This is a genomic window from Chitinophagales bacterium (assembly GCA_040877935.1).
Taxonomy (GTDB): domain Bacteria; phylum Bacteroidota; class Bacteroidia; order Chitinophagales; family CAIOSU01; genus JBBDNB01.
The window spans coordinates 23,393-45,892 of sequence record JBBDNB010000063.1; the positions used below are offsets into that span (position 1 = coordinate 23,393).

The 22,500-nt window shown below is 39.3% G+C and carries 24 protein-coding genes, 1 tRNA gene and 1 pseudogene; 20 read left to right on the forward strand and 6 right to left on the reverse strand.

Annotated elements, in window-relative coordinates:
- Window position 1 precedes the first annotated feature (1 nt).
- From rpsN to WD048_17545, 18 genes and pseudogenes are all read left to right on the forward strand, one after another.
- Complete coding sequence (rpsN, locus tag WD048_17460; GenBank protein MEX0814009.1) at window positions 2–271, forward strand: 30S ribosomal protein S14; 270 nt, start codon at window positions 2–4, stop codon at window positions 269–271.
- Window positions 272–293: 22 nt separating this feature from the next.
- Window positions 294–695, forward strand: a complete 402-nt coding sequence (gene rpsH, locus WD048_17465; protein MEX0814010.1) for a 30S ribosomal protein S8 — start codon at window positions 294–296, stop codon at window positions 693–695.
- Window positions 696–706: 11 nt separating this feature from the next.
- A complete protein-coding gene (gene rplF / locus WD048_17470) occupies window positions 707–1,261 on the forward strand; it encodes a 50S ribosomal protein L6 (protein MEX0814011.1) in 555 nt (184 codons plus the stop codon).
- 12 nt (window positions 1,262–1,273) lie between these two features.
- Window positions 1,274–1,630 (forward strand): 50S ribosomal protein L18, encoded by a 357-nt coding sequence (gene rplR, locus WD048_17475; protein MEX0814012.1) that lies wholly within the window; start codon window positions 1,274–1,276, stop codon window positions 1,628–1,630.
- A gap of 27 nt (window positions 1,631–1,657) precedes the next feature.
- On the forward strand, window positions 1,658–2,164 hold the full coding sequence (gene rpsE / locus WD048_17480; GenBank protein MEX0814013.1) for a 30S ribosomal protein S5: 507 nt from the start codon (window positions 1,658–1,660) through the stop codon (window positions 2,162–2,164).
- A gap of 1 nt (window position 2,165) precedes the next feature.
- Window positions 2,166–2,345: a 50S ribosomal protein L30 gene (rpmD, locus tag WD048_17485; GenBank protein ID MEX0814014.1), complete on the forward strand. Its 180-nt coding sequence runs from the start codon at window positions 2,166–2,168 to the stop codon at window positions 2,343–2,345.
- A gap of 2 nt (window positions 2,346–2,347) precedes the next feature.
- Window positions 2,348–2,794, forward strand: a complete 447-nt coding sequence (gene rplO / locus WD048_17490; GenBank protein MEX0814015.1) for a 50S ribosomal protein L15 — start codon at window positions 2,348–2,350, stop codon at window positions 2,792–2,794.
- 6 nt (window positions 2,795–2,800) lie between these two features.
- A complete protein-coding gene (secY, locus tag WD048_17495; protein ID MEX0814016.1) occupies window positions 2,801–4,147 on the forward strand; it encodes a preprotein translocase subunit SecY in 1,347 nt (448 codons plus the stop codon).
- Between the two features lie 16 nt (window positions 4,148–4,163).
- Complete coding sequence (gene infA, locus WD048_17500; protein MEX0814017.1) at window positions 4,164–4,382, forward strand: translation initiation factor IF-1; 219 nt, start codon at window positions 4,164–4,166, stop codon at window positions 4,380–4,382.
- Window positions 4,383–4,394: 12 nt separating this feature from the next.
- On the forward strand, window positions 4,395–4,511 hold the full coding sequence (gene ykgO, locus WD048_17505; GenBank protein ID MEX0814018.1) for a type B 50S ribosomal protein L36: 117 nt from the start codon (window positions 4,395–4,397) through the stop codon (window positions 4,509–4,511).
- A gap of 4 nt (window positions 4,512–4,515) precedes the next feature.
- A complete protein-coding gene (rpsM, locus tag WD048_17510; protein MEX0814019.1) occupies window positions 4,516–4,890 on the forward strand; it encodes a 30S ribosomal protein S13 in 375 nt (124 codons plus the stop codon).
- Between the two features lie 18 nt (window positions 4,891–4,908).
- Window positions 4,909–5,310 carry a 30S ribosomal protein S11 gene (rpsK, locus tag WD048_17515; protein MEX0814020.1) on the forward strand — a complete coding sequence of 134 codons (402 nt, stop codon included), beginning with the start codon at window positions 4,909–4,911 and terminating at the stop codon, window positions 5,308–5,310.
- 37 nt (window positions 5,311–5,347) lie between these two features.
- The gene (rpsD, locus tag WD048_17520) at window positions 5,348–5,953 is read left to right on the forward strand and encodes a 30S ribosomal protein S4 (GenBank protein MEX0814021.1); all 606 of its coding nucleotides are present in this window, start codon (window positions 5,348–5,350) and stop codon (window positions 5,951–5,953) included.
- A gap of 19 nt (window positions 5,954–5,972) precedes the next feature.
- Complete coding sequence (locus tag WD048_17525; protein ID MEX0814022.1) at window positions 5,973–6,968, forward strand: DNA-directed RNA polymerase subunit alpha; 996 nt, start codon at window positions 5,973–5,975, stop codon at window positions 6,966–6,968.
- A 6-nt stretch (window positions 6,969–6,974) separates the two neighbouring features.
- Window positions 6,975–7,337: pseudogene (rplQ, locus tag WD048_17530) on the forward strand (50S ribosomal protein L17).
- A gap of 540 nt (window positions 7,338–7,877) precedes the next feature.
- Window positions 7,878–8,969, forward strand: coding sequence for a glutamine-hydrolyzing carbamoyl-phosphate synthase small subunit (gene carA / locus WD048_17535; GenBank protein ID MEX0814023.1), 1,092 nt, complete (start codon window positions 7,878–7,880; stop codon window positions 8,967–8,969).
- Between the two features lie 6 nt (window positions 8,970–8,975).
- Window positions 8,976–10,259, forward strand: coding sequence for a phosphopyruvate hydratase (eno, locus tag WD048_17540; protein ID MEX0814024.1), 1,284 nt, complete (start codon window positions 8,976–8,978; stop codon window positions 10,257–10,259).
- Between the two features lie 84 nt (window positions 10,260–10,343).
- Window positions 10,344–10,643 carry a septum formation initiator family protein gene (locus WD048_17545; protein MEX0814025.1) on the forward strand — a complete coding sequence of 100 codons (300 nt, stop codon included), beginning with the start codon at window positions 10,344–10,346 and terminating at the stop codon, window positions 10,641–10,643.
- Between the two features lie 3 nt (window positions 10,644–10,646).
- On the opposite strand, the gene WD048_17550 is transcribed toward WD048_17545, so the two are convergent.
- The 5 genes from WD048_17550 to WD048_17570 all read right to left on the reverse strand — a co-directional run bounded on the left by WD048_17550 (window position 10,647) and on the right by WD048_17570 (window position 20,366).
- Window positions 10,647–11,585, reverse strand: coding sequence for a pentapeptide repeat-containing protein (locus WD048_17550; protein ID MEX0814026.1), 939 nt, complete (start codon window positions 11,583–11,585; stop codon window positions 10,647–10,649).
- An 82-nt stretch (window positions 11,586–11,667) separates the two neighbouring features.
- Window positions 11,668–13,389: a C1 family peptidase gene (locus WD048_17555; protein MEX0814027.1), complete on the reverse strand. Its 1,722-nt coding sequence runs from the start codon at window positions 13,387–13,389 to the stop codon at window positions 11,668–11,670.
- 194 nt (window positions 13,390–13,583) lie between these two features.
- Window positions 13,584–14,216, reverse strand: coding sequence for a hypothetical protein (locus tag WD048_17560; protein MEX0814028.1), 633 nt, complete (start codon window positions 14,214–14,216; stop codon window positions 13,584–13,586).
- 112 nt (window positions 14,217–14,328) lie between these two features.
- Window positions 14,329–15,357 (reverse strand): PorP/SprF family type IX secretion system membrane protein, encoded by a 1,029-nt coding sequence (locus WD048_17565; GenBank protein ID MEX0814029.1) that lies wholly within the window; start codon window positions 15,355–15,357, stop codon window positions 14,329–14,331.
- A complete protein-coding gene (locus tag WD048_17570) occupies window positions 15,354–20,366 on the reverse strand; it encodes a PKD domain-containing protein (protein MEX0814030.1) in 5,013 nt (1,670 codons plus the stop codon). The genes WD048_17565 and WD048_17570 overlap by 4 nt, the downstream gene beginning before the upstream one ends.
- Window positions 20,367–20,823: 457 nt before the next feature.
- On the opposite strand from WD048_17570, the gene WD048_17575 reads away from it, so the two are divergent.
- Entirely contained in the window at window positions 20,824–21,660 is an 837-nt protein-coding gene (locus WD048_17575; protein MEX0814031.1) for an MBL fold metallo-hydrolase, read from the forward strand.
- Window positions 21,661–21,720: 60 nt separating this feature from the next.
- A tRNA-Met gene (locus tag WD048_17580) sits at window positions 21,721–21,797 on the forward strand.
- A 61-nt stretch (window positions 21,798–21,858) separates the two neighbouring features.
- On the opposite strand, the gene WD048_17585 is transcribed toward WD048_17580, so the two are convergent.
- Complete coding sequence (locus WD048_17585) at window positions 21,859–22,371, reverse strand: T9SS type A sorting domain-containing protein (protein ID MEX0814032.1); 513 nt, start codon at window positions 22,369–22,371, stop codon at window positions 21,859–21,861.
- Window positions 22,372–22,500: the final 129 nt, after the last annotated feature.

Sequence of the window (22,500 nt, forward strand, 5' to 3'; positions counted from 1 at the left end):
TATGTCTAAAAAATCAGTCATAGCAAGAAATAGAAAAAGAGAAAAAATAGTAGCCCGTTTTGCTGAAAAACGCGCTCGTTTAAAAGCAGAAGGAGACTATGAAGGATTGGCCAAATTGCCAAGAAATGCCTCTCCTGTTCGACTAAAAAACAGATGTAAACTTACTGGTCGTCCCAGAGGATATATGCGCCAATTTGGTGTATCGAGAATTGTATTCAGAGATTTGGCAAACTATGGAATGATACCCGGAGTAACCAAAGCAAGTTGGTAATAATAAATAAACCGTAAAGAAAATGATTGTAACAGATCCAATATCAGATTATTTAACCCGCATCAGAAATGCCCAAATGGCAAATCATAAGATGGTGGTAATCCCTGCCTCTAACATTAAGAAAAGAATTACTGAAATTCTTTACGATCAGGGATATATTCTGAAATACAAGTTTGAACAAGACGATAAACAAGGCACAATTAAAATTGCGCTGAAATACAATAAAGAAACCAATGAACCGGCAATTAAAAAACTGAGAAAAATCAGTAAACCCGGTTTGAGAAGATACAGCAGAGCCAATAACATGCCGCGTGTGATCAATGGACTTGGAGTAGCAATACTTTCTACTTCCAAAGGATTGATGACCGGCAGAATGGCCGAAGAGCAGAACATTGGTGGTGAAATACTTTGTGAAATATATTAAACCTGCATAAAATGTCAAGGATTGGAAATCACCCTATACAAATACCTTCAGGCGTTGAAGTGAAAATTGAAGCCAATAATCGCGTCACCGTAAAAGGAACAAAAGGGGAATTAAATGAAAAATTCGACAGTGATTTTACACTGAAAATCGAAGATGGAGTATTGACCGTACAAAGACCTACTGAACAAAAACGTCACAAGGCTCTTCACGGATTGATTCGCGCTTTGATTGCCAACATGATCGTTGGAGTTTCTGAAGGATACAAAAAAGAACTTGAACTTGTTGGTGTGGGTTTTCGTGCACAATCAACCGGACAAAATCTTGAACTGAATATCGGATATTCACATCCTGTAATTGTTCAATTGCCAAGTGAGATTAAATTAGATGCCAAAATGGAGAAAGGTAAAAACCCTACGGTTTACCTTGAATCAATTGACAAACAATTGATTGGCCAGGTAGCAGCTAAAATAAGATCATTAAGAGCTCCTGAACCATACAAAGGAAAAGGTATAAGATATTCTGACGAACATATTAGAAGAAAAGCAGGTAAAACTGCCGCTAAATAAAATTAGGTAAAGATGTTAACTAAAAAAGTTAAAAGAAGGAATAAAATCCGCAGCAGAATCAGGAAAAAAATTACCGGAACTGCCGACATTCCAAGATTAAGTGTGTACAGAAGTAACAAGCACATCTATGCTCAAATCATCAATGATGAACTTGGTCATACACTTGTTGCCGCTTCTTCAAAAGAAGACAAAGATGTTGATCTAAAAGCACCTAAAAAAGATGCAGCACTTAAAGTTGGCGAAATTCTGGGCGCTAAAGCAACAGAAGCAGGAATTGAAAATGTTGTGTTTGATCGTGGCGGATATTTATATCACGGTAGAGTGAAAGCTCTTGCAGATGGAGCCAGAAAAGGTGGTTTGAAATTTTAAAAGATAGCTGAAATGACAAAATCAAATATGCAAAAAGTAAAAGCCAGTGAACTGGAACTGAAAGAAAAAGTAGTAAACATCCGCAGGGTAGCCAAGGTTACTAAAGGTGGTCGAACTTTCAGTTTTTCAGCTATAGTAGTTGTAGGTGATGGCGAAGGTATTGTAGGTCATGGACTTGGAAAAGCAAGAGAGGTAACTGAAGCTATTTCCAAAGGAGTAGATGATGCTAAGAAAAACCTGATTCGCGTACCTATTTTAAATGGAACTATTCCACATGCAATCAGTGGAAGGTACGGTGCTGGAAAAGTATTGATCAAACCAGCTTCTGAAGGTACCGGTGTAATAGCAGGTGGTCCTATGCGAGCTGTTCTAGAAGGTGCCGGTGTCAATAATGTATTGGCCAAATCACTGGGAACATCAAATGCACACAATGTTATTAAAGCAACAATTGAAGGACTCGGCAAATTGAGAGAACCAATAAATGTTGCCAAAGAACGAGGAGTTTCATTACAAAAAGTATTTAACGGTAAATAAGATGGCAAAAGTCAGGATCACACAGATTAAAAGCGCAATAGATCGCCCAAAAAGTCAAAAGGATACTTTGAAAGCACTTGGAATAAGTAAATTGCAAAGACCAATTGAAAAAGAGGAAACTCCACAAATTGCGGGAATGATCAAAAAAGTTGCTCATTTGGTAAAAGTTGAAAAAGTATAAAAATGGATTTATCAAAATTAAAGCCTGCCAAAGGCTCAGTAAAAAACAGGAAAAGGATAGGCCGAGGTGAAGGTTCCGGATATGGCGATACTGCTACCCGTGGACACAAAGGTGCCAAATCAAGATCCGGATACAGCCGCAAAGCTGGTTTTGAAGGAGGACAAATGCCTATTCAAAGACGTTTGCCAAAAAGCGGTTTCACTAATCCATTTAGGGTAGAATACGTGGCCATCAATCTTGACAGACTTCAGGAAATTGCTGACAAGCACAAACCAAAAGTTGTCAATTTAGATTTCCTTCGCGAAAACAAAATCATTAACAGAACCGATAAAGTTAAGATTTTGGGCAGAGGAGAATTGAAAGCCAAATTAAGTGTTGAAGTAAACGCTGCTAGTGCAAGTGCACTTGAAGCTATTGAAAAAGCCGGTGGAACGGTAAAACTGGTTTAAAGTCTCATGAAGAACTTTATCAATACCATTAAGAATATTTACCAGATCGAAGAGTTGCGAAATCGCATCATCACTACACTGGGACTTATCCTGATCTACAGAATAGGAACTTATGTAGTTTTGCCCGGAATTAACCCCGCAGCATTAGATGATCTGGCAGCACAGGGATCAGATGGCATACTGGGATTGGTAAACCTTTTCGCAGGTGGTGCATTTTCAAGAGCATCAGTTTTTGCGCTTGGAATTATGCCCTATATATCGGCATCTATTGCTGTACAGCTATTGACAGTAGCTGTACCCTATTTCCAAAAACTACAGAAAGAAGGAGAAAGCGGCAGAAAAACCATCAATCAAATTACACGTGTATTGACCATTTTCGTTACCGGAGCTCAGGCTTCTGGTTATGTGATCAATCTCAAATTCATAGCAGGTGATGCAATTATTATAAACCCTGCACTGTTCTGGGTTTCTACAGTGATTGTACTCACAGGTGGTACTATTTTCGTAATGTGGATGGGTGAACGAATTACCGAAAAAGGCATTGGTAATGGTATTTCGCTATTGATCATGATCGGAATTATAGCCAATTTACCTTTTGCATTGATAGCAGAAGTATCTGCTAGAATGACAGAAGGCGGTGGCCTTGTACCTTTCGTAATTGAAATTGCAGTACTTGTATTTGTTGTGATCGCAGTAATTATGCTGGTGCAAGGAACCAGGAGAATACCCGTTCAATATGCCAAACGTGCAGCAGCAGGAGGAAATGCAGGAACAGGGTCAAGACAGTACATACCTCTAAAAGTCAATGCCAGTGGTGTTATGCCGATAATTTTCGCGCAAGCTTTAATGTTTTTGCCCGCAACAGTGGCTCAATTCTTTCCAGAGTCAGATTTAACTAGTAACTTTGTGGCCACTTTCAGCGATTTTGCATCTGTGCCCTACAATGTGGTGTATTTCTTTTTGGTGATTGTTTTCACTTATTTCTACACCGCTTTGATAGTAAACCCTGTACAAATGGCTGATGAAATGAAGAAAAACGGTGGCTTTATCCCTGGAGTAAAACCCGGCAGATCCACCGCTGAATTTATTGATACAGTATTGTCAAGAATAACATTGCCCGGATCCATATTCCTTGCATTTGTAGCAATAATGCCGGCATTTGCAATGGCTTTTGGCATCAATAGTCAATTTGCACTGTTTTTTGGCGGAACATCACTCTTGATCCTGGTAGCTGTAGTGTTAGATACACTTCAGCAAATTGAAAGTCATTTGCTGATGCGCCAATACGATGGCCTAATGAAATCGGGCAGAATAAAAGGAAGAGCAGCCAACTCCGTAGGAGCTGGAATATAAAGAAGTATAATTAGGAATGGCAAAACAAGATGTTATAAAACAGGATGGAGTGATCATAGAAGCATTGTCGAATGCAATGTTTCGCGTACGTCTGGAAAACGACCACGAACTGATTGCTCATATTTCCGGTAAAATGAGAATGAATTATATCAAAATTCTACCCGGTGATAAAGTAGCATTGGAAATGTCACCTTATGACCTTTCAAAAGGTAGAATAACATATAGGTACAAGTAAAATTGATTAGTTATGAAAGTTAGAGCATCAATAAAGAAAAGAAGTGTGGATTGCAAAATTGTAAAACGCAAAGGACGCTTGTATGTAATTAACAAAAAGAATCCAAGATTTAAACAAAGACAAGGTTAGTACTATGGCAAGAATAGCTGGAATTGATTTACCAAGAAACAAAAGAGGTGTAATTGGCTTGACCTATATCTATGGCATTGGCAATAGCACTGCTGCGGAAATCCTGAAAAAAGCAGGAGTAAGTCCAGACAAAAAAGTCGAAGAATGGGATGATGGCGAAATGACAAAAATTCGCCAGATCATTACCGACTTGAAAGTAGAAGGTGCTTTGCGCTCAGAGATGCAAACCAATATTAAACGAATGATGGATATTGGATGCTACAGAGGTGTTCGCCACAGAAAAGGACTTCCTTTGAGGGGGCAGAAAACCAAAACCAATGCGCGTACCAGGAAAGGAAAACGCAAAACTGTTGCAGGTAAAAAGAAAGTGACTAAATAATAATTAATCCACAGAATAATGGCAAAAACTACTAATAAACCCAAAGCGAAAGTCAGAAAAAGAAAAGTCGGTGTTGACGCAGAAGGTAAAGCATTTATTACCGCAAGTTTCAATAACCTGATCATTTCTTTCACAAATATGAAAGGACAGGTAATTTCATGGGGATCTGCCGGCAAAGCCGGTTTTAGAGGCTCTAAGAAAAACACTCCTTATGCAGCACAAATGGCTACATCAGAAGCAGCAACAACTGCACATGATGCAGGTTTGAAAAAAGTGGAAGTGATAGTAAAAGGACCGGGATCAGGCAGAGAATCTGCCATAAGAACCATCAGCCAAAGTGGTATTGAAGTAACAGTGATTAAAGATGTTACACCTCTACCCCACAACGGTTGCCGTCCACCCAAGAAAAGAAGAGTATAAATAATCAATCTAAGAGAAAAAGAAAACAAGATTCACAATGGCTAGATACACAGGTCCAAGAACTAAAATTGCTCGCAAATTCGGAGAACCAATCTTTGGATTCGACAGAGTACTGGATAAAAAGAATTACCCGCCCGGCCAGCATGGCGTTTCAAAAAGAAGAAGAAATCCTTCTGAATATGGTATTCAATTAAAAGAAAAACAAAAAGCTAAATATACCTATGGTCTTCTTGAGCGCCAGTTTAGGAATACATTTAGTAAAGCTGCCAGCCGTAAAGGTGTTACAGGTGAAAACCTTTTGCAGTTTTTAGAAGCAAGATTGGACAATACTGTTTATCGATTGGGTATTGCCCCATCTAGAAGTGCTGCAAGACAATTAATCACACACAAGCACATTCTTGTAAACAATGAAATTGTGAATATTCCAAGTATGCAATTGACTCCCGGAGCAATTGTAAGTGTTAGAGAGCGATCTAAAGATATGGGGCTGATTCTTGATTCCGTTTCTAAAAAATCAATGAAATTTAATTGGTTGGTATGGGACGAAACTAAACTCTCCGGGACATTTAACCAATACCCCACAAGGGAAGAAATACCAGAAAAAATAAACGAACAACTTATTGTTGAATTGTATTCTAAATAATCATTAAAACCAGAAATAAATGGGAATCCTTACATTTCAAAAACCCGATAAAATTATAATGCAGAAAGCCACCGATTTCCAGGGGCTATTTGAATTTCGCCCATTGGAACCCGGTTTTGGTGTTACTGTTGGAAATGCATTAAGACGAGTATTATTATCTTCACTTGAAGGACACGCCATTGCTGCTGTGAAAATTGAAGGAGTTGATCACGAATTTTCAACCATCAAAGGTGTGATGGAAGATATCACTGAAATCATCCTTAACCTTAAACAGGTACGTCTGAAAAAACAAATTTCTGACGATTCAGACTTGGAAAAGATTTTTATTTCTGTAAAAGGGCAGGATAAATTTACTGCCGCAGATATTGAAAAACACACCAATGTATACAGAGTAATGAATCCTGATTTGGTGATTTGCAATATGGATCCAAGTGTAAAACTTGAATTGGAATTGATCATCAATAAAGGAAGAGGCTATGTTCCATCAGATGAGCAAGACCTTGGTGAACTTTCGCTAGGCACTATTGCAGTAGATTCTATTTTCACACCCATTAAAAATGTGAAATACCACGTTGAAAATACACGTGTGGAACAAAAAACCGATTACGAAAAATTAGTGATCGAACTGGCTACAGATGGAACCATTCACCCTGAAGAAGCCATCAAAGAAGCCTCTAAAATATTGATTCAGCACCTGATGCTTATCTCAGATGAAAACATCACTTTCGATACTGCTGACAAACAAAATGAGGACATTGTTGATGAGCACATCTTGCACATGAGAAAAGTGCTTAAAACACCTTTAGAAGATCTTGATCTTTCAGTAAGAGCATACAACTGCTTGAAAGCAGCTAAAATCAACTCACTTTCTGAATTGGTGCAGTACGACACAAATGAACTTTTGAAGTTCAGAAATTTTGGTAAAAAATCATTGGTAGAAATTGAAGCATTGATCAATGAAAAAGGTCTTTCATTTGGTATGGATCTTTCAAAGTTCAAGCTAAACGAGGAGTAATAAAAAATGAGACACGGTAAAAAAGTAAATCACTTAAGTAGAAAAAGTGCACATCGCAAGGCGATGCTGGCCAATATGGCCTGCTCATTGATTGAGCACAAAAGGATCAAAACTACATTGGCCAAGGCAAAAGCTTTGAGAGTGTATGTCGAACCTGTAATTACAAAGGCGAAAAACGACACTACACATTCAAGAAGAACAGCTTTCCGCTATCTAAGAAACAAAGAAGCAATTAAAACTTTGTTTGATGAAATAGCACAGAAAATTGCTGAACGACCGGGTGGTTATACCAGAGTTATTAAACTGGGAAACAGATTGGGCGACAATGCAGATATCGCACTCATCGAATTGGTTGATTACAATGATATTTATACCAATACTGATGAAGCTAAGCCTAAGAAAAAGAAACGTACAAGAAGGGCCGGTTCTAAATCCAGTTCAGATCAGGCAAAACCTGCTACAGAGGAAAGCAAAAAAACTGAAGCCCCTGAAGAAGAGGCAAAAGTAGCCGAAACAACTACTGAAATTGAGGAAAAAGCACCTGAAGAAGCTAAAGCAAAGCCACAGGAAGCAGCTCCAGAAAAAGATGAGCAGCAAGAAGAGGCAAAGGCTAAGCCGGAGGCTGAAGAAAAGAAAGCTGATGCAGAAGAAAAAACTGAAGAAGTAAAACCCGAAGCTAAAACTGGGGAAAAGCAAGCAGAAGACAAAGAAGCGGCAGAAGAAGAGAAAAAGCCTAAGGCTGAAAAAGAAGAGGAAGCCCCTGAGTCTGAAGCTAAAAAAGAGGATGACAAGAAAGAGGATGAAGATGATAAAGAAAAGTAATTGCTTTGTTATCAATCAATAATATAAAGGAATTGGTCTTTTGACTAATTCCTTTTTTTATAAATAAAAAGACCGAACTAAAGCCAAATGGAATCAAAAAATGCACTGCTGATATTAGAGGATGGTACAATTTTTAAAGGAAAAGCTGCTGGTGCCATTGGTACTGCTTCCGGAGAAATTTGCTTCAATACCGGAATGACAGGCTATCAGGAAATTTTTACAGACCCCTCCTATTACAAACAAGTGATGCTGCTGACTGCTGATCATATCGGAAACTACGGCATCAATTATGAAGAGGTTGAATCCGATTCCATTAAAATAGCTGCTCTGGTTTGTAAAAATTTCTCGGGAAAAGTTTATTCCCGTAAAAATGGAGATTGCTCCATACAAGAATACTTTGAAAAAGAAGGACTTGTAGCTATCTGTAATGTTGATACAAGAGCCCTGGTAAGGCATATCAGGAATAAAGGTGCAATGAACTGCATTATCTCCTCTGAAACAGATAATATAGATGCATTAAAAGCCCAACTGAAAAAAGTACCATCAATGGAAGGCCTTGAACTCGCCTCTGAAGTAAGCACTAAAGAACCCTATTTTTATGGCGTGGAAAATTCAGAAAAGAGAGTGGCCGTAATTGATTTCGGTATCAAGAAAAATATTTTACGCTGCCTGGCGGAAAGAGGCGTTTACATGAAAGTCTTTCCAGCAAATACAGATTTTGAAACCATAGAAGAATGGGCACCACATGCCTATTTCCTTTCCAATGGACCTGGAGACCCCGCCCCTATGGATTATGCAGTAAAAACAGCACAAAAAATTATTGAAAGCGGAAAGCCCACATTTGGCATTTGCCTGGGACACCAAATACTGGCACTGGCCAATGATGTAAAAACATTCAAAATGTTCAACGGACACCGTGGCATCAATCACCCAGTGCAACATCTGGAAAGCAAACTTTGCCAAATCACTTCACAAAACCACGGCTTTGCGGTTGAAAAAGATGGCCTGGAACACAATGATGCGCTGGAGATTACACATCTACACTTAAATGACAATACAGTAGCAGGCCTTAAAATGAAAGGGAAACCGGTGTTTTCTGTACAGTATCACCCAGAGGCTTCACCCGGCCCGGAAGATTCCAGGTATTTATTTGATCAGTTTGTTGAACTCTTAAATTAACAGCTCATGAGTATCATTTTAGATGTACATGCCCGGCAAATATTAGATTCCAGGGGAAATCCTACCGTAGAAGTAGATGTAATGACAGATAGTGGTTTCATGGGCAGAGCAGCAGTTCCTTCAGGAGCCTCTACAGGCAAACACGAAGCCGTTGAATTGCGTGATGGCGGCAATCTATTCATGGGCAAGGGAGTGCTAAAAGCAGTAAAAAATGTAAATGATATTATTGCTCCAAAATTAGAAGGTCTCAGTACTTTTGAGCAAAATACAATTGATGCTTTAATGCTTGAGCTGGATGGGACAAAAAACAAAGCCAAGCTTGGTGCAAATGCAATTCTGGCAGTTTCTATGGCTGTAGCAAGAGTTGCCGCTGAAGAGGCCTCACAACCATTGTATCGTTATCTTGGAGGTGTAAATGCCAATACGCTTCCCATCCCATTGATGAATATCCTTAACGGAGGTTCACATGCTGACAACAGCATTGATTTTCAGGAATTTATGATCGTGCCTGTGGGTGCCGATACTTTTTCTGAAGCATTGCGCATGGGCGTGGAAATTTTTCACAATTTAAAAATTGTACTGAAAGAAAAAGGCTATTCTACCAATGTGGGCGATGAAGGTGGTTTTGCTCCTAATATTAAATCCAATGAAGAGGCCATAGAAACGGTATTGACTGCTATTGAAAAAGCTGGCTACAAACCCGGAGATGAAGTTTTGATTGCCCTCGATGCTGCAAGCTCAGAGTTTTACAATGCTGAGGAAAAAGTATATCATTTTCACAAGTCGGATGGGCGGAAACTGAATTCGAAAGATATGGTTGCCTACTGGGAAGAATGGGTAAACAAATACCCTATCTGCTCCATTGAAGATGGCATGGATGAAGATGACTGGAGCGGATGGAAATTGCTTACCGAAAAAACCGGTCAAAAAGTACAACTTGTTGGAGATGACCTTTTTGTAACCAATGTAGAGCGTCTTTCAAGAGGTATAAAAGAACATATTGGCAATTCAATTCTCATAAAAGTCAATCAGATTGGTACACTTACTGAAACTATTGATGCTGTAAATCTTGCTACAAGAAACAATTTCACAAGTATTATCTCCCACCGCTCTGGAGAAACAGAAGACAATACCATAGCAGACCTTGCAGTAGCACTGAATACCGGGCAAATCAAAACCGGTTCTGCTTCGCGCTCCGACCGCATGGCTAAATACAATCAATTGCTTCGAATAGAAGAAAGCCTGGGCACCAATGCATACTTTCCCGGACGTTCATATAAATTTTTCTGACAGAGCACTGTCGTTTTGTTGATAAGTAATTATATTCAAGCCTGAAGCTTTCTTATATTTCAGGCAAACTCTCAATGTGTATTTATGCGCAAATACTGGGATAAAATACCGCCCTGGCTCAGGAATAAGTACAGCCTGACACTGATCGTTTTCATTGTCTGGATGAGTTTTATTGATCGCAATGATTTCTTTTCACAATTGAGCCTTAATCAACAGCTCAAAGAAATGGAAGCAGAAAGAAAGTACTATCAGGAAAAATTGCAGGAAGTACAACTGATGCACAAAGACCTGTTTAAAAATGAGGAAAACCTCGAACGCTACGCCCGCGAACAATACCTAATGAAGAAAGACGGTGAGGAGCTTTTTATTATTGTGGAGGAGTGAGGTTTAAAAACCAATATCTTTCAACTCCAAGTATTTCACATTTTCTAGTTGCAGCAATTTTTTCATTTCTTGCTCTTTAAAAGTAATCTCTGGATAATTACCCATAAAAACCACATCTTTCATCGTACAATTAGAATACACCCCAATCTCTTTAAACCTACTTTCTCCATAGAATTTTACTTTGGAAAAATCTGCTTTGCTGAATTCCGTTTTGATGAAGTCTGCCCGATCCTTAAAGTTGCTGTTTCCAAAATTCAATCGATCATCAAAACTGGCATAGCTAAAGAAAGCTCCCTGCTTAAAGTTTAACAAAGTGAAATCAGCATAAGCAGAGCATCGGATAGAGCTAAATTGCGCAGTGCCATTAAAAGTAGATCCCTGGAAAGCACAGTTTTTAGCAAATTCACTCTCCATAAAATTCACTTTCCAATTGAAAAAGCTGTTGTGAAAATTCGTTTCACCTAAAAACAAGCAATTGCTGAAATTGGCTGTACTCTGAAAGTGCCCACCCTCCATTCGAAACCTTTTCTTAAAAACCGATTTTTGAAACTGAACACTTCCTCTATAAGAGGCTTCTCTGATATCCAATTCACCTTCAACAGTGCAATTGATCAAACTAAAGTTTTTCTCAAAACCACATGCAAGCATTGAAGATTCATTTAATGAAAAACCAATAATATCTCCGGAAATCTTGCAATCGATAAGTGTTATAGAACTACTGATATTTATTTGCTCTAACAAATCGGACACTCTATATTTTGTGTTTAAGCGAGTAAAGTCTAAATCACCTTCAATAACTATGTTTTTGTAATAAACATCCTCGCCTTTTTCTATTTGCTTTAAAATACTTGTTGCTTTCACCACCTGGTTGGCTTTTAAGGTTTTGTTATTTGTGCATGACTGTAAAAAACAGCCCAATAGTAATATGCTGAGGATTTTCATTTTGGCCATAAGGTTTATTAAGATAAAAGGCTGTACATTAAAAATTTAATGCACAGCCTCTAAAATACCGCTTTCTATATTATCAATTTCCGGTTCTGATCTGAGAACGGGCACCACTGTTTTTATAGGCCTGTAAGCGCTGGTCAAAACGACCGTTTTGCTTATCTCTAAGTAACATTTTTTTGATTTCCACAGGACTGTATGCATTAGGATTGACCTTGCTAACAGCGGAATTGAATTCAGAACTGCGTTTTTCTGATAGCCCCGGTTTATTACCCGGAAAACTAAATCCGCTCATGCCTCTTTTACCTGTTTTACCAACATGCACACCATTACTGAAAATAGCAGGATAATGTGAAGTGGTGTAAAAAAGATTGTTTTGCTCGTTAGGCTCTTCAAAAACATTGCTGATATCAGCATAGATGAGCAAATAATAGGCTCCATTCAAAGTATTTGGAACCTGGTAACCTTGAAAAATACTACTGGTATTGAAAATCAGGCTGGCCATATCTCCACCACCTGGAATATCTCCGTTGATCACACAATCAGAACCATTACAATTGAAGGTGTTTTGCTGAATAGTGGTGTTGAATTTATTGTAAAAAAGAAAGCCATAATCATTGGCATCATAGGCATTGTAATAGATGTAATACATTGACCAGTCACTACTTGCAGAAGCGGCCTGACTTCCGATATTGTATATATTATACTCGATCTCTCTGTTTGGTCCGGTACCACCATCAGTGGAATAGTCCTGAAATGCCCAGGCAGCCAAATCCACTCCAGAAGCATTGGGATTGACATTTGGAGGGTTATCACCTGATCCATCGGCAGCTACATAGAGGTTTTGACCAAAGCAAAAATCATTGATCAGGAAATTATAATCGATCCATATAAACCCTATATCTCCCCATGTATCTCCCCAAGAGTTGACCACTCGGAAAGCTCCGCTCGATCCTTTGCTGTCGTCATAACCAACAATTACCATAGCATGGTAGGCATGAATGCCCACATTATTAAATCCGCTGTGGCTGGAAATCACTTGGTCGTTGTTCCAATTCATGAAATTATCTCCAAGTCTTGCACCTAAAATTACAGGTACATTATCGGCTATGTAATTTTTAATTGTATTAACATCCTGTGAAATTCTACGGTAATTGCTGATTTTGTGGCCTGACGCTTCAGAATTCCAGGAAGACTGAATATTGGATTGATGACAACCATTCAGGTTTTGATAGGGAACAGTTTGCACAGTAGCAATTCCGTCATTCAGCACTACATTCAATGCAGGCTCAAAATTTGTACCCTCACAATTGGGTGATTTAAGTTGGTCATCGATCTTAAGAAAAAGATATTTTGGACTCAGTTGATTGGAAGCTTGGGAAAGTTGTGAAGCTCCCCAATTATTACTCATAGCTTCAAGAGCAGTTTTGTAATTGTATCCCACCGCCCAGGAAACACAGGTTCCAAATTGTCCCTGATCACCTATAGGTGGAAAGTGTTCAGTGAGGTCATAAGCAGCAGGCACCTGGCCACTACCAAACTGATCAGAAACATCAACTGAAACAGGTATTTGAGTAGGGTCATCATCCCCGCCCCAACCGAGGCGATATGCTGAACTGTCATTGTTATTATTGGTCTTGTTTTCACAAAACACACCAGAAAAGCCTGTAGGACAGTCACATGAACCGTCATTGCATTGTCCTCCGTTTTGACAAACTACATCCTCGCAATCATTAATTTCTTTTTTACATGCACTTAAAGCTATTGCAAAGCAAAAAGCTATTAAAAAAAAGTTTTTCATGATGATTTTTATTTGATTTTAGATTCCAAATAAAAGTCATCTTTTTAAATAATCCAAATATTCCGGAACAAATCAACTATTAAATAATAAACAGACCTTTGTTTATAAACAGATTACTAATTTTGCCTTAACACAATGTATTTTGTTGAACAATAAAAATAAACGGGGGTGGGAAATAAATCAATTGAAATTCACTAAAACCCTATCCCAAAGCCCATATTGAAATAAGGCCTGCGTATTGGGTAATAGTCATTGGTATTGAGGTTTACAAGCATGGTCATGCTCATAAATGAGTTTCTGCCAACCATAAAATTATAGCCCAATCCGCCAAACATGGTGTGAAAAGTTCCCCTGGATCGAATTATGCCGGAAACGCCATCGCTATAAAGGTATTCTGTATTCACCATCTGGTATTCAAGCTGAGCAAAAAGACCATCCCATATAAAAACCCTGTCGAAAAGACGTGCTCCATAGGAATGAAATTTATTGCCCCCGGGATACTGGTACATATCCCCCCGGTAATTGGTGTATTGGTAGGAAATACCAGCTCCCACCTGCATGCGGTCTTCAATCACTTCATAAATGACATCGGGTGAAATATCAAGGAATACAATATTGCCAAAAGCAAAGCCAAAGCCCCCACCAAAGTACAAGCGTTCCTTGTCAAAGAATTTGTCGTCCTTTTCCAATTCCTCTTCAATAGCTTCTTCTTTCTCCCTGACTTTGTCAAAGTTAAATTCATCCTCGTATTCCTGGGCAAAAAGAGAATGGGCTGAAAACAAAATCAACAGCGTGGAAAAAATGAATTTTGTATAATTATTACTCATGGTATCTGAAGATGAATATAACATCAATTTTTGTGAAATCGTATTTTGCTACTTGCCTTATAAATAAATTAAGTGACTGTATGGTTCAAAAATATTCAGCTTTAGCGATAAATCACAACCTCGGACAGGGCACTCGTAATTTGCTCAATGTTGAAGGCCTTAGCCCCAGGTACACCATTGAAATTTCAAAGCCCCCTACTCCATAGCTGACTTCCCGCAACTTGGATAAATTCACATCGTAATTGGCTATCAGTTTAAACCGCTTGTACTGATAACCAGCTTGGGGAACCAGCGCATCCTTTGTGCGGTAAGCAGCACCTATAAAAAATACACTCTCCCGCAAAAAACCATCTGCCTGCGGATGAAAACCCATTAAAAGAGAAGCCACTCCTTCCTGCGCCTTTTTCTGATAGGAATAGAAAAAACCCGGCTCTATGTGCAATGATCTGCTAATTTGGTAATCCACACCTGCATGAATGGCCGGGCGCATTCCCAACCTGTTGGCCATGCCATAAAAACTCTCTCGCGGTCGGTTGAGATGGGTCATTCCCAAACCTATGTGGGTACTTAAATATTCATTTACCCTAATTGTAAGTCGCAGCCCAGCATTAAGATCAGGATAAATAATGGCTTCAGTTGCATTGGCTTCCTGGTTGGGCAGATCGGTATCAAAAGCAATGTCCTGCCACTGCGAATCAAAATACAGAGCAGTATAATCTATACGCTTTTGAATAAACCTGATTCCCACTCCCATAGAGAGAATTACCTGATCGTTATGCCCCATAACTTTATGATAAGCAAACGAAAGCCCGGCTTTATTGACAGAAAGATTGCCATCTCCTGCATTGTCGTTGAAAAAGACCAGCCCCATTCCCATCCAGTCTTTTGAGGGTAGTTTTTTTCGCAGCATAGCCATATCCCCATACACCGATAATGAGCGGTAATTCGACATGCGATTGTCCCTGGCCCAGGGCCACTGCTGTTTGAAATTGCCCCCTACCCTATAATCTTCCTGGAAAAAACCGGTATGCGCAGGATTCAATTGCAATGGTGCGGCATAAAACTGTGTGAAATGCAGATCCTGTGCCTGCAAAAGACAGGCACTCATTATAAAAAACAATATGATCAAATAGCGTCTCATCTCAACAATGTTATGTTTCCTTTTCGCAATGGTGTTTCTGTGCCATTTCTAAACCAGGCTTTCAAGGTGAAAGTGTAAACTTCCTGTTCCTGGGCTTTTCCTTTGTATGTGCCATCCCATCCGCGTTCCAAGCTATTAGATTCAAATACCAGCTCTCCCCAGCGATTGTATATTTTCAGTTCCAGCCTTTCCACTCCAAAACCTTTTACATACAATACATCATTATAGCCATCGGCATTGGGAGAAAAAGCATTGGGCAAATCTACCAATCCGCGGTAGGTCATTTCCATTTCCTTGCAATATTCTGATATACAATCGTGCTCATTGATAGCTGTAAGACAGGGGCGATAGTTTCCTTCGTATTCATAGATATGTTCTGGACTGACCTGCTCGGAAAAGTTTCCATCATCAAAATCCCATTCATAGCGAAGGGCTCCGGTACTTCTGTTTTGAAATCTTATTCTGCTGAAAATGGGAAATACATTGGTGTCGGTTTCAAAATAAGCTGTAGGGTAATCATAAGCATGCAGGGGCTGTATTATGCTGTCACTAAGGTTACAGGAATTGGGGTTATCGACCACCAAAAGCAATTCATATGTTCCTGCTTGTTGCAAGGTAAAAACCGGAATACTATCAGAACTGATACTGTTGCCATTTAAATACCAGGAATAATCCTCAACATTAAAACTTACATTTTCTATTTCTGGCTGATAAGGGTAACAATCTCCGGGAGCGGAAAAACCAGCCAGTACCGGTAATTTTCCCAGTGCCCTTGCATAAGCAGTATCTGTAAGGTTACAAGTGGCCGGATTACTTGCCACCAACATAATTTCAAATATACCCGTATCACTGAAAACTTTTTCCGGCTCAAATAAATCACTGAATGTACTGTCGCTAAAAATCCACTGGTAGTCGGTTGCATTGATGCTGTTGTTGTTAAAATCCAATACCAGTGAGTCACACAGTTCAGCAGTCATAATAGTATCAAATGCTGCAAACACGGAATCGTCAATCAGCCTGATTTGTGCTGTGGCACTATCAGAGATATTACAAGTAGATGAATCCGTTCCCACCAGGAGAATATCCACTGTACCTGTATTGGTAAAAGTATAATCCAGGGTATCAGTACTGCTTGTAAAACCATTGCTGAAAAACCAATCCGTATTTGCAGAAGGACCGTTTTGATTGTACAATTGAACAGAAAGGGGCACACAGGCAAGGGTATCCAAGGCAGAAACCTCCATCACCAAACGCCTTTTAAATTCAATATTGAGCTTGAAAGTATCCGTCAGGTTGCAAGTGGAATCATTGAATACAATGAGCTGGACTTCATAAATCCCGGATGTATCATAGCGGTAAACCGGATTATCCAAAACACTGCTGTCTCCATTTCCAAAATACCAAATACCGCTGTCAGCCAGGCTACTTAAATTGTTGAACTGTATTACCAGGCTATCGCAATTATCAGCCAAATGCGTGGTATCATATGCAGCGAATACAGAATCGTCTGTACCAAATACCCCACCATAGGCAGTATCAGTTAAATTACATGAATTGGGATCTTGCACCACCAATTGTGCGGAATGGATTCCGGCCTGATTGAAAGTCATTAAAACCGTGTCGTCACTTGCTGTCGCTCCATTGCTGAATGTCCACAACAAATTGGCCGAGTCAGAACTTTCACTCAGGTTGTAAAATTCAACATCAAGCGGAACACATGCTATGTTTTCACTAACGCCCACTTCCGCATTTATCCTGGGCTTCAATTCCACCGGCATTGTTGCAGTGTCAGTTTGGTTGCAAGTGGTATGATTGTATGCAATAAGCTGTACCTCATAAATACCGACACTGTCGTATGAATACTGTGGACTGGTCAAAGTGCTGCTATCTCCAGTTCCAAAATACCATTGATAGGCATTGGCCAAAATACTTTGATTGTTAAACTGCAAATAAATACTATCGCAATTATTAATAAGTTCAAGCGAATCAAATGCTGCAATTACGGTATCATTGCGTACTAAAATTTCCTGATAAGCTGTATCAGTAATATTGCAGGTATTGGAATCAGTTACAACCAGCATTACTTCATAAGTACCTGCCTGGTCAAAAAGGTAATTTACAGTATCGTCAGTGCTGCTGAATCCATTGCTGAAAAACCATTGCAGGGTATCTCCCGTACCACTTCGGTTATAAAACTGCACATCAAAAGGAAGGCATTCAGAAGTATCAGAAGCAAAAACATCTACCCTTACACGGGGATAGAACTCAACTATAGCCGTTGCTGTATCAATCAAGTTACAGGCATCTACATTTCGCGCAATAAGTTTGATTTCATAAATACCCGAATCCCTGTACACATGAACGGGACTGGTAGATGTTGAAGTTGTATTGTCGCCAAAATCCCAGGTGAATGAGTTTCCATCGATGCTTGTATTTGTAAAATCAACGATCATACTGTCGCAGTTGCTGATGGTACTGAAATTAAATCCGGCAAAAACACTGTCGTCAATGGCTACAACCTGGGTAATCACTGTGTCGATAAAAACCGTATTGCTACAGGTAGTACTATCGATGCTCACCAGCATAATTTGAAAAACACCGGCTTGGGTGTAGGTGTGATTTACTATACTGGTATCTTCTATAATTGTACTGTCACCCAAATTCCAGTAAATATAATCCGCATTGGGGTTGTCCAGTTCCAACTGTACATCAAGTGGTACACAACCATCTTGAGTATTGATATTTACTTCAGACTCAAGAAAATTGATATTGAATTTAAAAGCCGCAAGATTACAATTTGAACTTCTATTGATATTGGAAACCACACCGGGAGTAGTAGGAAAATCGCTATTACCGCCACAGCCCCCACACACAGCCTGGTAAACCGTTCCACTTTTATCAAAGCGGCTGGTGCCTCCATCTACGTGTTCTTCTGATATATTCCCCCCCATATATGTTGCATATTCTAGTGTTCTTGCATTTTCTGACAAAACCATCAGATAAAAATCATCACCATCAGTTGTTGATTGGAATGCATCTGTTGTAAGCGGCAAGCCTGCTATAGAACCACTACCCAGACGGTCTCCACCCCAACCACTGATGTATATGCTTTTGCATACATCATCTACCAGGAATGCAGTGGGTGAAATCAATGGAAGATTATTGCCAATTCCAATGGTAGTTTGTAATCGAAGAGAGTCCAACTCTTCATTAAGACCGGCAAGAAACAGACCGCTGTTGGGATTATTGAAAATTCCTGGTGTGGAATTCATCACACCCTCGGTTTGCCCCAGGATATATACATTTCGGTCTATATCAAGGTCTATAAAATAGCTTTGATCGTAAGCAACTGTGCCAAAAAATGTACCGCTAATTATATTGTCACCTGCCTGGTTGATCCGAACAATAAAACCATCTACACTTCCATTGAAAGTGGTATTCAATCCATTTTGGCCTACAGGAAAATTGAAACTATTGGTACCCCCACAAACATAGAGATTGCCGGCATCGTCCAGTGCCATTGCATAGGCTGCATCGTTTTGTGACCCACCGAGATATGAGCTCCATACCATTGCATCAAGGTCTGGCGAAAGCTGAAAAACACAGGCATCCTGACCGCCCTGGGCTACTGGTTGGAAGACACCCCCTGTGACCGGAAAATTCGATGAATTTGTGCTTGAGGCCACATAGATATTGCCTTGATCATCAACAATGACCTCGCCCCTGAACTGATCACCATAATTATATTGCATAAGTGCTGTAGCATTGTCATTTATTCCATCATTATCCGTTCCGCCAATGTATGTAGAACCCAACAATGCAGATCCGTCTGCATTGAATTTTGTAACAAAAATATCCGTTCCATCACTGAAAACTGCACCATTATTGGGAAATGAAACGGCACTTCCACCATTAAAAATTCTGTCAAATGCATCCAAACTTGTAGGGAAATCAATTGATCCGGTAGACCCCATTACAATAAGCTCATTATTGCTGTTTACAACCAAACTACTGGGAAGTTCTGTATCAACCCCTCCCAAATAAGTAGAATAGATCAGGGCAGATCCATCTGAAGTAAATTTGCTAATGCCCACATCTACCACACCTGAAAAATTTTCCTGAAAAGCTCCTGTTGTTGTCGGGTAATTTGCCCCAAAAACAATTCCCCCGGCATACAAGCTTCCGGCACTATCATAAGTGGCGGTAAATCCAAAATTATCGGAAAAAGAACCGGTATAGGTTGAAAATATAATATCCGGATCAATGACCAATTCATAATCAGGATTGTATTCACTGCCAATTTCAAATTTCAAAGTATTGCCCTGCAAATAAAACCGGCAGCTTACCTCCATTCTCTCCCCTGCAATCTCCTGGTATGCCAAAAGATTAGTTTCCCTGATTTCAAACAATGAACTGCGATAATGCAAGTCCTTGCCTTTAATCCAAATACTGTCCAGCCCTTCATATTCAATGGCAATTGCACTGTGATCGGCTCCGGGTTCCAGTCTAAATTGATATTTGAAATAACTGCTCTCGCCCTGGAAGAGCTCCAGATCAATACCGGAATACAATTCTTTATATACCGTTTGCTGATAGGATGAAACATTAGCAGCCCATTTACCAGGGTCATTTCCCCTAAAATAATTGTAATAATGTTCAAAAGGATATTGGGCTTCGGGTAGAGTAGCCTGGGCATTTTTAAAATTCATCCGGTATGCATGGGTTTTCAATTCCGGTTGTTTGTTTCCATTTTTAGCCGCATGACCAAATACTTCATTTAAATCATCGCTGTCGAAATGCTGAAAAGTAAGGGCCTTATTTTCAAGATAAATACTGCCATTATTCATTGGAACTTTGTAGAGTACGCGCTCATCCCATTGACCTTTATTGGGAATGAATTGTACAATACCTTTTTCTAATAGAGTAGAATTGGAAAGATCAGAATTGGGGTTGTGGGCAAATAAATTTTCTGAGGGAAACAAGAAAGCAGCAAAACACAATAGAAGCATTGTCTTTACAAAGCATATAGAGACTGTGTTTGAACTTTTCAACATAATTAATCAAGTTAGTAAAAAAAGAAGGTATTTTAATGTAATCTTCAATTAAAATTTAATTTATTCAATTTTTTGCTTAATGCTGTTTTAAATCCGGGATTTTGTATAAAAATGTAAATGTCAGTAGTCTTCTCCTGATTTTGGATGGATTCAACCCGGAATATACAACCTATCATATAACTAAACTGCTTTCTTTCTGATAATCAGATAAAATCCCTGTTATCAAAATAGATAATAGGAGCATCGCTCATAGGTGAACTGAGTTCGATAATTATTTAAGAGCTCAGGTCATTAGAAATTCATAATTTACCGAAGTGTTCTTCGGCCTCATATAAAAAATAAGCGATTAGATGCAATCATCCTTTTCTAAAAAACATAGTTTCACTATATTCTGCACAAAAACAAATTTACCATGAATATTTACAGCATAGAAACCGGGTTTTTCAAACTGGATGGCGGTGCCATGTTTGGCGTAGTGCCCAAAACCTTGTGGAGCCGATACCACGAACCTGATAAAGACAACCTCTGCACCTGGGCCATGCGTTGTATGTTGGTTGAGGAAGGCAACAAACTGATATTGATCGACACAGGAATGGGCGATAAGCAGAGCCAAAAATTTTTCAGCCATTACCAACCACATGGTGAGGATAGTTTGGAAGGCTCACTGAAAAAATACGGCTTTCATCCCGATGATATTACCGATGTGATATTGACCCACCTGCATTTTGATCATTGTGGGGGAGCCGTAGAGCGAAATAAAGAAGGAAAACTACTGCCCACTTTTAAAAACGCCACTTATTGGAGCAATCAAAAACACTGGGAATGGGCCGTGAATCCTAATCAAAGGGAGAAAGCCTCTTTTTTAAAAGAAAATATTCTGCCCATAGAAGAAAGCGGGCAGTTGAAATTTATTGAAGCAGGGAAATCGCCTTTTGATTTTATGGAATTTACTCTGGCCAATGGACACACCGAATCGCAATTGATTCCGGAGATCAATTATAAAGGAAAAACCCTGGCCTATTGTGCCGACCTGCTGCCCTCTCCTGCCCACATCCCCATTCCCTATGTTATGGGCTATGATGTACGGCCACTTGTGACTATGGATGAAAAGGATGAATTCCTGAAAAAGGCTTTGGAAAAGGATTATGTGCTTTTTTACGAGCACGATCCCAAAATAGAATGCAGTACATTAATACAAACTGAAAAAGGAATAAAAGCGGGTGAAAAATTTCCATTCAGCAATTTCTAAGAAAAAAGAATTATTAATTGGCTTCAATAAATGAAATGACTATTTTTGTGCCTCAAATTTGGCGAGATAGCTCAGCTGGTTAGAGCGCAGCATTCATAATGCTGAGGTCGAGGGTTCGAGCCCCTCCCTCGCTACCACAGATAACGGAAGCTTTTTTAGAAGGCTTCCGTTTTTTTGTTGCCTGACATAGGCTTAGTTTCACTGCTTCACCATTTTCCCGCTTTTCATTATTTCTCCGTTTTCACTGCTGATCTTATAGAAATATATGCCTTCTGCGAATTGGCTGATATTGATTTGTTCCGTTCCAGATTGGATTTGCTTGCTAAAAACTTTCTTTCCCGAAAGTGAGTAGAGTTCAAGTATTCCAGTCATTTCGTTTTGAATATACCAGGTGGTGTGGGCAGGGTTGGGGTAAGTTTTTATATAGGTTTTTTGCTTGTCCTGGATGTTTAAAAATAAATAGTCGCATTTTGAAGAGGGAGTGACCTTATATAAAATATTGTCATCTTCATAACATTGCACCTGAAACACTTCATTGTCTGTATAGCAGGCGTAATTTGGAATAACGTAATTATTCACCGCACCTAATTTTTCTATAACAGTAAATCTTTCCGGAACAATTATAAAATCGCTGTTGAAATCTATGTGGTAACCGGTATAATAGCGCAGTGTATCATTATTGACGATCATTTCACCCGTTGAATCTATCACTTGTTTTAATACCATTTTAACTATAAAATGCCGCATTAAAATTATTCCTGTAATGGTGGTTTGAGGTTATACTCTTAATGGTGTCCGGTTTCATGGAGTTTACTGTTTTGTGCAGCCATTCCCTTAGGT